The organism is Paraniabella aurantiaca (assembly GCF_050309965.1).
GTDB lineage: Bacteria > Bacteroidota > Bacteroidia > Chitinophagales > Chitinophagaceae > Niabella.
Genome location: NZ_JBLOSY010000001.1, coordinates 2,263,564 through 2,275,466, shown reverse-complemented (window position 1 = coordinate 2,275,466; position 11,903 = coordinate 2,263,564). Strand labels below are relative to the sequence as shown.

Below are 11,903 nucleotides of genomic sequence, written 5' to 3'. Positions count from 1 at the left end.
TTAAAGCCAGATTGTACATTTGCAACATACTTATGAATATAAAATGCTATTTTCTTTTCGCTGTAGTTTTGCTGTTTGTTGCCTGTGAAAAGAAAGACAAAAACATTACATCTCCTCCCAAACAGGAAGTCAGGGACTCCAGTATATATGTATGTGGCTATGAGCGAAATGAACAGGGTAAGTTGGTGGCTAAATACTGGAAAGACGGAGTTCCTGTTTTATTAACCGATGGCAAAAACAATGCACAGGCAAACTCAATATTCGTAGATGGAAAGGATGTTTATGTTTGTGGTGTAGAGGATAGTATTGCCTCTGAAACCTTGACATTCAGAAATGGCAGATGTTGGAAAAATGGTGTTTCCATTAAATTCGTAGACAACTCGACGAGCATTATTCCTGAAAAAATTTTTGTCGAAGGACAGGATATATATGTAGGCGCTACTGAAACTAGCGTCATCCCTGGCGCCGGAGCAAATACTGCTGTAAAATATTGGAAAAATGGTGTTCCTTTTGTTGTAAGTGGAACCGCATCCTTCTTCACCTCTCTATACGTTTCGAAAAGTAATGTATATGTTTCTGGTAATGTTGCCAGCGGCACTCAGGCAGCCTATTGGACAAATGGAAACCATTTCGACCTATATCGCAATATCATGTATACTACTGCTCTTGATGTTTTTGCTTCGCCTTCCGGCAACGTTTATGTTTGTGGTGCGACTGCGAATTACTGGGAAAACTTTAGCAGAGCTGTTTACTGGAAAGATGGTGTCGTAAATCATTTGACCGATGGCCCCAAGTCTTACCAAGCTACATCAATTGCAGTATTTAACGATACAGTTTACACCTGTGGAACAGAATTTGGCTTTGGTATCAGTTTAGCCAGATACTGGAAAAACAATACCCAGATCAATTTAACTGACGATTCCGTTTCCGGAACGACCTCATCTATTTATGTAAACAAAGGAATTGCCTATGTAGCAGGTACTGTTGGAGGAACCGCAGTTTACTGGACAGATGGAAAATTGACAGAATTAACAGATGGGAAAAGATATGCAACAGCTACCGGCATATTTGTAACCTACTAGATCGATTACCGTGGACAACTGCTTTCTCACCTCATATATTTCCGAACCTATAACAACCCTTACATTTGCAACATGCATATCGATATACTTACCGTGTTACCCGACCTGTTGACCAGTCCTTTTGAACATAGCATTATGAAACGTGCGCAGGACAAGGGATTGCTGACCGTTAAAGTGCACCAGCTGCGTCAATGGGCCGTGAATGAATATGGACAAATAGACGATTACCAGTATGGTGGCGGAGCGGGTATGGTAATGATGTGTGAGCCCCTGGCCAATGCTATTGAGCAGTTATCGAAAGAACGGAATTATGATGAGATTATTTACCTTACGCCCGATGGCGAACGATTAAACCAGAAAATCGCCAACAGCCTTTCTCTCAAAGGCAACCTGCTCATGATCTGCGGGCATTATAAAGGTATTGATGAACGCATCCGACAGCAATATGTAACCAAAGAAATTTCTATTGGCGACTATGTATTAAGCGGCGGAGAACTAGCGGCTGCAGTACTGGTAGACTCCATCGGGAGATTACTGCCGGGTGTGTTAGGCGATGAAACCTCTGCTCTTACCGATTCTTTCCAGGACAATTTGCTGGCGCCCCCGGTATATACCCGCCCGGTTGACTTTCGCGGGCTAAAGGTGCCGGAGGTATTAATGAGCGGCGACCATAAAAAAATAGACAACTGGCGCTACGAACAGTCGGTACAACGCACTAAAGACCGAAGGCCGGATCTGCTGGAAGATTAGCTATCAATTTAATTTTGCCGGTTTTATTAAGTTTCAAAGAAAGCCCTTTTCTTTCTTACAATTTCAATATATTCGTTCCGGATTCGGCAATACCTTGCTTTTTCTGAATAAGAAAATGATGATGTTTCGTCATCGCTGAATAATTATTTGACATACGGCACTACCTGCAATCTTAATGGGGAGAACACGTACTATTCGTACGGTTTCGGTGCTTTGCTCCATGAGTTTAACCGTACGAATAGTACGTGTTCTCTGGAGTTGATTGATATAGTCCTGGGAAAATACGAAGGCGACTGAATCCGCTGGCTGTTTCAAAAGCATGGAATATTTGGTCTACGCTGAAGAGCGCACCATCTTTTATCTTTTGAAACAGCCCTTTTTATCTATTAAAAACTAAACGAGCATGTCTGAAAAACTCAGTCGGCAGCAAATCTATGACCGTATCCGTGCTACCTCAAGAGATCAGTTTATTTTAGAAGAAATGCAGCGCTTGGGGTTCTGGGAGTCACCGGCCGCACCCAGCGTCTCAGAAACACTGATCAAACGCGAGACCACTATTCAACAGGAGCTCAACAGCTTGTTAGCGCAGGACCGCAAATACGCTAACCGGGAAGCGATGATGAAAGACATGCGGAAAGCCCGCATGAAGGCGGCTAAGGAAAAAAGGGAGCAAACCCGGCAAAAAAATAAAAAGAAGCGCCTCGATAAAGCCGAACACTGGAAGCAACTACAGCAGGAGCAAATCATCTTCCTGGGCAAAGAAGTTTCCGGCGGCCTGAACAATACCAACTCCGATGCCTATAAGCTGCAGCAGTTTAATTTACCGGTATTTAATACAATGGCAGACCTGGCGCAAAGTATGCAACTTGACCTGGCCCGCTTGCGCTACCTCCTGTTTCAAAGAAAGGTTTCCAGAACCTCGCATTACTATGTTTTTGAGCTACCTAAAAAATCGGGCGGCAAGCGCCTCATTGCGGCTCCTAAAAAACAATTAAAATATTTGCAGCGATGGCTGCTGAATACGGTACTCCACCCATTGCCTGTAGGTGATGCAGTACATGGCTTTACCAGGCATCGTTCTATTGTTACCAATGCATTGCCACATGTTAATAAAGACATCGTGATCAATGTAGACCTGAAAGACTTTTTTCCTACCATCAGCTATCAAAGAGTTAAAGGCCTCTTTCAAAAACTGGGCTACTCCGAACAATTAGCCACCATTTTTGCGCTCATCAGCACCCGGGCCGAAACAGAGGAAGTAGAAATGGACGGCGTTCGCTATTATGTACAGAACGGTGAGCGCAGGCTACCGCAGGGCTCACCTGCCAGCCCGGCCATCAGTAACCTGATCGCTTACCGGCTCGATAAAAAAGTAAAAGGCCTGGCTAATCAATTAGGCTTTACCTATACCCGTTATGCCGATGACCTTAGCTTTTCGGGTTCAAAGGAGGCGGAGCACAATATCAGCCGTTTCCTGTACTTCCTCAAAAAGATTATCGCTTCAGAAGGGTTTACCATTCACCCCGATAAAATGCATATTATGCGAAGCGGTAACCGGCAAATGGTTACGGGCATAGTGGTTAATGAAAAAACCGGGGTACAGCGAAGCCGCCTGCGCCGGTTCAGGGCTTTATTGCATAATATCCTTGTAAACGGATGGCAGGATCAGCAATGGGGCAAAGCAGTTCACCTCATCAATGCTATTGAAGGGTATATACAATACATCAATATGGTAAACCCGTTAAAAGCGCAACAATTCAAAAATGATCTGGATGCTATTATTTCCAAACACGGGCGACCAATCGTCAATAAGGAAACAACTGTTACACCAGTTATCGAGAAGAAAGAAGTAGTTCAACCCCAATCATCCGAACCTGAAGAACATAAGACGAAGCAAAACCCGGTGGACTGGTGGAATATTTTTCTCTCTTAAAACCCGGTATCATTATCATTATTAAAACGGCGGATCTAAATACAAGGCATGAAACTCATCCAGCAAAGCAAATTATTTTTTAAAGAAGGCAATTCAGACAAGGTATACGAAATAGACCTTTGCGAATTATCGTCTTCAGCATACCTGGTTAACTTCCGTTACGGCAGAAGGGGCAGCAGTTTAAAGGAAGGCTCTAAAACGCCAGCTGCGGTATCGCATGAGCAAGCCATCAAAATATTTAATGAGCTGGACCAGGAGAAACGCAGCAAAGGATACCAAACAGAAATTGAAATTTTTATTGAACTGCCTGTGCCGGATAGCACCATAGAACCCGCTTCTGCGAAAGGCGCCATCCTGCAACGCTTGCAGGACGCTATTGAAGGCAAGAACAGCTTTAAGACTGAATGGAAAACGAGCCGGGTGATCTGGCGGGCCGGAACCCTGCAAATCAGCGAATCGATTCCATTTATTATTAGGCTCGCCAATAAAGGCGATGATATGCAGTTATATGCATCACTTTGGTCGCTGATAAAATTAGATGCCAGCCAGGCTATCCCTTTGTTTCAATCGGTAGCCGGTAGCGGCAAGCCAAAAGCTCATATCAGGAACCTGGCCTGGGAGGGCCTGCTTTCACTGTCCAATGAAGCAGATCGTATTACTCATAGTAAAGCTCTTTTCAATCAACTACCGGAAGATATTGCCCATGCTATTATTGCAGGCAATGAAGTACAACTAGGCGAGCTACTTCAAAAGCAAATGTCTGGTAAAGATGCAGACTCCTTCACCCTGCTTTATTTATTAGCGACTGCTTACCCGTTTACACGAAAACCATTATCAGCCGCTATCAAAAGCTGGGCAATGGTTCCGCCTTATTTTAAGCAGGCACGCGCTATTTATAAATTATCGCAGGTAAGAAATGACACAGCTACCACGGCTCTTTTATCTTATGCTTTCGAAAAAGCGCCTGCCATGTTTAAACGAACCGTGCTACAGGACAGGAGTTATAAAACTTATGTAACTGCGATCAACCAGTCGGTACATATTGGCGCCGAACTAAAAAGTGCTGAAAGCAAGCTGGCATTCTCTCATTTTACCAAAACCTATTTTCAAAAAAATGCAGTGCAACACCTGCGCAATGCAGGACTAGATAATAATGCTGCCCAATACCTGCAATTGGCAGTAGCTATGCTTTTACAATACCGGGAGGAGGATTACACCCCTGCTTCAGAACAACCTGTTTCGCCCTATGGCCAGTACAACTATAAAACCAGACAATATCATTATACGCTGCATAGTTACCCGGAATGTGCAGGATTACTTTTATTAAATACGATTTTATTTGACAAAGACAGCAGCCGTCAACTGCAGCCCAACCTGAAATTTATTACCGGCAAGCGCGAAGTAACTTCCAAAAGCCATTATTATATTGCCGATAGCGTTAGTGAGATTACCGGGGAGCAACAGACCACACCAGCGCCCGGCGAATCATTAACCGACAAAGCCATCAATATATTTAAAGGCTGGTTTGGAAAGAAAAAAGCCGAACCTGCACCAGCACCCCAGGCAGAGGAGCAACGGACTACAATCAATCACTCATCAACAGCCGCTTCCCGGCGTACCGAACTGTACCCCGACTACTGGGATGAAAAACCGGAAGCGTATGTGCAGCTGTTAATGCAGGCGCAAATGGAGATCATACATGCGTTTGCCTACAATAACCTAAAAGCACACCGGGCATTCGAACAAATACTGAACCGGTTTGATGAACAGGCCATACTACAACTTCTGGAAAGCCGTTTCAATCATCCGCACCAGTTGGCTGTAGACGTATTGAATAGCCGGCTGAAAGAATTTGAGGCCAATAGCTTATTTGTTGCCCAGGTGCTAAATAGTAAAGCTGCCTCAGCCAGAGAATGGGCTAAAAGCCTGATTGATCAAAACCAACGCCAGTATTTTGACAATATAGAATTTACACTGGCCCTGCTGTTTAACAACATAGAGCCGAACAACGAATGGATTAATGGATTGATCGCCCGTGCTTATTTTACGCAAGAACGGGTGGAAGCCATTATCGGAAAAGCCGTAATCCAGTTGTTACAACTGGAGCATGCTGATGACAACAATACCCTGGCTAAAAAAGTAATTGACCACCTGCAGGTAATTGCAGGAGACAAACTGGAATTTATCAGTTGGGATATGATTGAACAATTGGTCGCCTCACCGCTGGAAGCTAATAAGATACTTGCAGGATTGATTATCAACAAGAAATTAGAACGCAATAAAAACCTGGAAATTCCTTTTTCACTGGTGGCACTGTTTATGGAAAGTGAGGACATACAGGTGCGTGCCAATGGTATAAAGTTACTCCATCAATACGCGAACCACTATATAGAACAGCATTTACCTGAAGTAGTGAAGTTAACGGACACTGCTTATGAAGACGTATTAACGGCTGCATTAAACCGTATTAAAGCCGTTACCGCATTAAGCTCACACGCAGGTATTGAGTCGCTTACACAAATGGTATATAGCCTTATCCGCAAAGAGAAATTTGAAGGCGCTCATACGACCATCAGCGAATTTATACATAAAGAATTAAGACCCTACTGGCGTAACCTGAAACCGAAAGAGATCACACGTTTAATTCATGCCCATTACAGGCCAGGCCAGCTTACAGGATATGAAATACTGAAAGATTATCCTGATGTGAATGGCTTTACGCTAGGGCAAATTATTTCTTTTGGCAACCACGAGCTATTATCGGTGAGGCAATGGTGCTGGAATTACTTCAAGCAGAACATTCCCCGCATTCGCTACGAAAGGGACAAAGCGCTTAGCCTGTTAGATGCAGACTGGGATGATACCCGGAGCTTTGCTTTTCATTTCTTTAAAACCAGTTTTACCGAAAGTGATTGGGATGCCGACACCCTGATCAGCATTGTAGATTCCATCAGGCCCGATGTAGAGCAGTTTGGAAAAGAAATGATTGCCCTGCATTTTAAGCCGGAGTATGCACCTGCATATCTTCAAAAGCTGAGCCAGCACCCGGGTACCAATGTACAGGCATTTCTTACTAATTATTTATCCTCTTATGCAAGCGGAAAGCCCGATATGCTGCAACAACTGAGTTTCTATTTCCGTTCGGTACTGACAAGGGTTCATAAAGCCAGGGTGGCCAAGAACCGGATATTTGATTTCCTGCGCCAGGAAGCTTTATTATCTGTTGAAGCTGCGGAAATCATTACACCTATTATTGATGATGTATCCGCCCAAACCACTATACAGGATAAAGCTACCTGCATTGAAATTTTAAGTGCAATCAAAAACAAGTACCCGCATCTCGACATGCATCTCACTGTAAAAAGTCCGGCAATATGATATTCGATTATAAATTTAATGGCAGCAGTTCTATAAATAATACCGGCCACGCAACGTCGATGAACTTTGTGCCGGATGCATCCCGGCAACCTGTATTCTTTTCAGGAAAGCTGCATAAAAAGATTGCCTTTCGCGAAGCTATATCGGCGTTGCACGATGTGGTTATTTCAGATCTGAGGTTTAAACCGAAGGATAAAACCGCTTATAAGGAGTGGGTGGCAGAACAGGAAAAACTCTGGTTAAGCGAGTATATGGCCGGTTACCAGATAGAGCAGGTGCGCGCGCGCATCACCCAACTCAAAGAAGAGCTAAGGCAAGTGCAGCAGGAAAAGGCGAAAATAATGCGGCCTTTTTATAACGCAAAAACTGAATATTTTAAATACCTCTATCAAAACGACAAAGATGCCTGGATTGTATTAGACCCGGTTATAACCGTACATCCCGACGAGGTGTTTTTTGAATGTTTCAGCCAGGATGAATCTTCTTACGGGAAATTGAGCTGCAGCTATAATGTCTTCAAAGAGCTCAACGAGTTTCAATGCGGTACAACGAATGTAGATTATTCTGAAGCGCTCTACGGATCATTCCAGAAAATACGGGATTATAAGGAAACCGAATTCACTATCGATCCTTCGGGCTTTGCAACACAAACAACCAATGAAACAGTTTATAAAGAAGTAAAGATCGATTTGCCAGACTCCTGGGTACGTGGTTTTTTACAGGTAAGTGCGGCGATGACATTACCGGCTGCCAGTTTTGAGCTGCACCCGATGGACATCTTTAGTCTTTGCCAGTACCTGCGCCGGTTTAAGGAAAAAGAAGGACCGCGTGCTTTACGTTTTATACTGGAGCCCGGTAAGCCGGTACAGCTGGTTATAGAACCCTGGTACGAAACACTCACCTTTTACCGGTCGGTATATACCGGCCCGGTTGAAAAAACCATTCGGATATGGGGGCGACGCCGCTTAATGATCTTAGAGCGACTGATCCCAGTGGCCAAAAACTTTAAAGTAATATTACTCGGCTCGGGGCTACCGTCATTCTTTTTAGCCGACTTAGGTGATATGGTTTTTACTTTAGGCCTCTCAGGCTGGACCGCCAATGACTGGAGCCATGCAGGCAATTTTGATCTAATGGCGCCCCGCGGCAAAACAGATATTCAAACAAAAGAACAGGTATTTAACCAGTTAAAAGAAACCTGGTATGCCAGCTCCGATGAGCTCTCCAAAAAATTAAATCTCGATTCGTCAACCGTTGCCACTGCGCTTACCGCTTATATCCAGGCGGGACGGGTGGTATATGATATACATCTGGGCTTGTATCGTGTACGCGAATTAACGCAGGAGCCCTTAGATATTTCTTTGCTCCGCTTTGGCAGCGAACTGGAAAAAGAAGCGCATGATTATATCGAAAAAGGGAGCATTAAAATAGCTACAGAAATTAAGAACGACACTTTACGCATAAAAGGAAAAATAACCACTAGAGAAGAAACCTTATCTACTATGGCTATTATTGATAAAGACCAGCGGTTAATTGATGGCTCCTGTGACTGTGCTTTCTTTAGAAGCAACCAGCTCAAAAAAGGACCCTGCGAACATATACTGGCCACCCGTATGAAGCTACAGTAATAGCAAAAGGTGGGCTAGGCATCTTCGCCAGATTATTTCTATAAGCGGTCTCTTTCTTCCTTAACCGGTAATGAAAGCATTTACCCAATGAAATAATTTTGCATAAATCCTTTTTATGCTTCAGAAACTAATGCTGTCTTGCCTTTGCCTTACATTCAATTGGGCGTATAGCCAATCGTTAACCACCTTACCCAGCGGCGGCAATAAAAGAGCAACCGTCAGCGAACAGGTGGGGCTTACAGACATAACGATACATTATAGCCGGCCGGCAGTGAAAGGACGCGAAGGCAGGATCTGGGGCCAACTGGTGTATGAAGGGTTTGGCGACCTGGGTTTTGGCAATAGTAAGGGAGCGCCCTGGCGGGCAGGCGCTAACGAAAATACCACCATCAGTTTTTCTAATCCTGTTACAATAGAAGGACAGCCACTTGCTGCGGGTACTTATGGTTTCTTCATTGCTTATAAACCTGATGAATGCACGTTGGTATTTTCTAAAAATCACAGCTCATGGGGTAGCTATTATTATGATGCCACAGAAGATGCTTTACGGGTAAAGGTAAAGCCTCAAAGCCTGGACCAATCGGTAGAACGGCTGCAATATATATTCAGCAATCAAACAGAATCTGCCGCTACCATCAGTTTAAGCTGGGAAAAATTATCCATCCCCTTCAAAGTAGAAACAAATTATGTAAATGATCAACTGAATATATTCAGACAGGAACTTAGAACTGAAAAAGGTTTTGCCTGGCAGGGATGGCAGCAGGCCGCCCAATGGTGCCTGCAGCATAACACTAACCTCGAGCAGGCTTTATTATGGTCTGATTCAGCCACAGGCAAAAGTTTTGGCGGAGACCAGCAATTTGTGACCTGGAGCAACAGGTCACAGATACTTGAAAAGCTGGGTAAAAGCAACGAAGCGGCACAGGCTATTGAAAAAGGTTTAGCTTTTGCAGGCATGAACGATATGCATCAATATGCGCGCAGCCTATTACAACAGAAAAAAACAAAAGAAGCGATAGCTATATACAAAGCCAATTTTAAGAAATTTCCAGGTACCTATACTACGTTGATGGGAATGGCAAGGGCTGCTTCCGCCGAAGGCGACTATAAAACCGCTTTAAAATATGCGCAGCAGGCATTACCGCTGGTTACCGAAATCAACATCCGCAATTCGATGCTGGGTATAATAGAAAAACTGAAAGCTGGCAAAGATATCAATTAAAAGCATCCTTAAGATTAGCCACGAATACACTAATAATGTATATTATTTGCGTATTCTGTACAACAAAATGTTTCAAGCCCGTTTCCTCGCGCCTTCGTGCCCTGGCGGTTAATAACATCCAGTTGTTACAACAATCAATCCCATAGGATCAATGGAATTCGTGGCACCACTCCCTCTTCCTTCAAAAGACGCAGGATTCTAAAAATGCTTCATCGATGCAGCTACCTGCTGTCATTTCCAACAGGCTTATATGAGAGTATGGGTAATGTTTTATACGTATCGACTTTAAATAAATAATCAGCTTAACAAAACAATTGCTTCAATAAAAAAAGCCACGAACACACTACTCAAACATTCGTGTATTCGTGGCTATACTTCTCCTTACAGAAGCTGGCTATACTTATATCTTACCCACCATCTTCGCAGGTATCACCCACTCATCAAATTCTTTGTCGGTAAGGTATCCCAATTTCAGCGCCATCTCTTTCAAAGTGGTTCCTTCCTTATGCGCCTTTTGTGCTATTTCAGCAGACTTATAATAACCAATCTTGGTATTTAACGCAGTCACCAGCATCAGCGAATTATCCAAATGCTTTTTAATATTCGCCTGTATCGGCTCAATACCCACTGCACATTTATCGTTAAATGATACGCAACCATCACCGATCAATCTTGCACTGTGCAGGAAGTTGTAGATCATTACGGGCTTAAATACATTCAGCTCAAAATGGCCGCTGGCACCACCAATGCTTATGGCTACATCATTGCCCATTACCTGTGCTGCAATCATGGTTAAAGCTTCACATTGGGTAGGGTTTACCTTACCCGGCATGATAGAAGAGCCCGGCTCATTATCAGGAATGAAGATCTCCCCTATCCCGCTACGCGGACCACTTGATAACATGCGGATATCATTTGCTATCTTCATCAGGCTTACGGCTACTGTCTTTAAAGCACCATGTGCTTCTACTATCGCATCATGAGCTGCTAAGGCTTCAAATTTATTCTCTGCTGTTTTAAACGGCAGCTTGGTTAATCGGGCTATTTCCGCAGCCACATTTACATCATACCCTTCAGGCGTATTGATACCTGTACCTACAGCAGTACCACCCAGGGCCAGCTCGCTCAGGTGCGGCAATGTATTTTTAATAGCTTTTAATCCGTGGTCTAATTGCGACACATACCCGCTTAGTTCCTGCCCTAAGGTTAGTGGTGTGGCATCCATAAAATGGGTACGGCCAATCTTCACCACTTTCATATATTGCTTGCTCTTCTTCTTCAGGGTATCACGCAGCTTTTCAATACCCGGTATGGTTACTTCCACCAGTATTTTATAGGCTGCAATATGCATCGCTGTGGGGAACGTATCGTTACTGCTCTGGCTTTTATTGACATCATCGTTGGGGTGCAGGAATTTTTCTTTATCGGTAAGCTTTCCACCATTCAGTACATGACCCCTGTACGCCACCACTTCATTCACATTCATATTGCTTTGCGTACCACTACCGGTTTGCCATACTACCAGCGGGAACTCCGCATCCAGTTTACCCTCCAGAATTTCATCACATACTTTGCCGATCAGTACACTTTTGTTTTTAGCCAATACTTTAGCTTTTTGGTTGGTAATAGCAGCAGCTTTCTTCAGATAAGCAAAAGCGCGGATAATTTCTTTCGGCATTTTGTTGGTATCCTGCGCTATTTTAAAATTCTCAATAGAACGCTGGGTTTGAGCGCCGTAAAAAGCCTGTGCAGGCACTTTTACTTCTCCCATCGTATCTTTTTCAATCCGGTATTCCATAATTATTTAAAATTTATATAATAAGTGATGCTAACAAACGTACAGAAAAATTTTCATCCGTTTTTTAGTTTGTACTATAACATTTTCGTAAACGTTTGCGTTGTGCAGTACA

General features: G+C 43.6%; 7 protein-coding genes. 6 read left to right on the top strand and 1 reads right to left on the bottom strand.

Annotated elements, in window-relative coordinates; translation table 11 throughout:
- Positions 1-32: 32 nt before the first annotated feature.
- The 6 genes from ACLOAU_RS09910 to ACLOAU_RS09885 all read left to right on the top strand — a co-directional run bounded on the left by ACLOAU_RS09910 (position 33) and on the right by ACLOAU_RS09885 (position 9,993).
- On the top strand, positions 33-1,082 hold the full coding sequence (locus tag ACLOAU_RS09910) for a hypothetical protein (protein ID WP_427861707.1): 1,050 nt from the start codon (positions 33-35) through the stop codon (positions 1,080-1,082).
- A 72-nt stretch (positions 1,083-1,154) separates the two neighbouring features.
- Positions 1,155-1,832 (top strand): tRNA (guanosine(37)-N1)-methyltransferase TrmD, encoded by a 678-nt coding sequence (trmD, locus tag ACLOAU_RS09905; RefSeq protein WP_427861706.1) that lies wholly within the window; start codon positions 1,155-1,157, stop codon positions 1,830-1,832.
- A gap of 403 nt (positions 1,833-2,235) precedes the next feature.
- A complete protein-coding gene (locus ACLOAU_RS09900; protein WP_427861705.1) occupies positions 2,236-3,765 on the top strand; it encodes a reverse transcriptase family protein in 1,530 nt (509 codons plus the stop codon).
- Positions 3,766-3,813: 48 nt separating this feature from the next.
- On the top strand, positions 3,814-7,143 hold the full coding sequence (locus ACLOAU_RS09895) for a WGR domain-containing protein (protein ID WP_427861704.1): 3,330 nt from the start codon (positions 3,814-3,816) through the stop codon (positions 7,141-7,143).
- A complete protein-coding gene (locus ACLOAU_RS09890; RefSeq protein WP_427861703.1) occupies positions 7,140-8,771 on the top strand; it encodes an SWIM zinc finger family protein in 1,632 nt (543 codons plus the stop codon). The genes ACLOAU_RS09895 and ACLOAU_RS09890 overlap by 4 nt, the downstream gene beginning before the upstream one ends.
- A 115-nt stretch (positions 8,772-8,886) precedes the next feature.
- Positions 8,887-9,993, top strand: a complete 1,107-nt coding sequence (locus ACLOAU_RS09885; RefSeq protein WP_427861702.1) for a DUF2911 domain-containing protein — start codon at positions 8,887-8,889, stop codon at positions 9,991-9,993.
- 400 nt (positions 9,994-10,393) lie between these two features.
- On the opposite strand, the gene fumC is transcribed toward ACLOAU_RS09885, so the two are convergent.
- Complete coding sequence (gene fumC, locus ACLOAU_RS09880; RefSeq protein ID WP_427861701.1) at positions 10,394-11,791, bottom strand: class II fumarate hydratase; 1,398 nt, start codon at positions 11,789-11,791, stop codon at positions 10,394-10,396.
- Positions 11,792-11,903 lie beyond the last annotated feature (112 nt).

What these genes read in the sequence shown, in the direction of transcription:
- ACLOAU_RS09895 (WP_427861704.1), top strand. Translation starts at nt 3,814, where the DNA reads ATGAAACTCATCCAGCAAAGCAAATTATTTTTTAAAGAAGGCAATTCA.
- ACLOAU_RS09885 (WP_427861702.1), top strand. Translation starts at nt 8,887, where the DNA reads ATGCTTCAGAAACTAATGCTGTCTTGCCTTTGCCTTACATTCAATTGG.
- fumC (WP_427861701.1), bottom strand. Translation starts at nt 11,791, where the DNA reads ATGGAATACCGGATTGAAAAAGATACGATGGGAGAAGTAAAAGTGCCT.
- ACLOAU_RS09900 (WP_427861705.1), top strand. Translation starts at nt 2,236, where the DNA reads ATGTCTGAAAAACTCAGTCGGCAGCAAATCTATGACCGTATCCGTGCT.
- ACLOAU_RS09910 (WP_427861707.1), top strand. Translation starts at nt 33, where the DNA reads ATGAATATAAAATGCTATTTTCTTTTCGCTGTAGTTTTGCTGTTTGTT.
- ACLOAU_RS09890 (WP_427861703.1), top strand. Translation starts at nt 7,140, where the DNA reads ATGATATTCGATTATAAATTTAATGGCAGCAGTTCTATAAATAATACC.
- trmD (WP_427861706.1), top strand. Translation starts at nt 1,155, where the DNA reads ATGCATATCGATATACTTACCGTGTTACCCGACCTGTTGACCAGTCCT.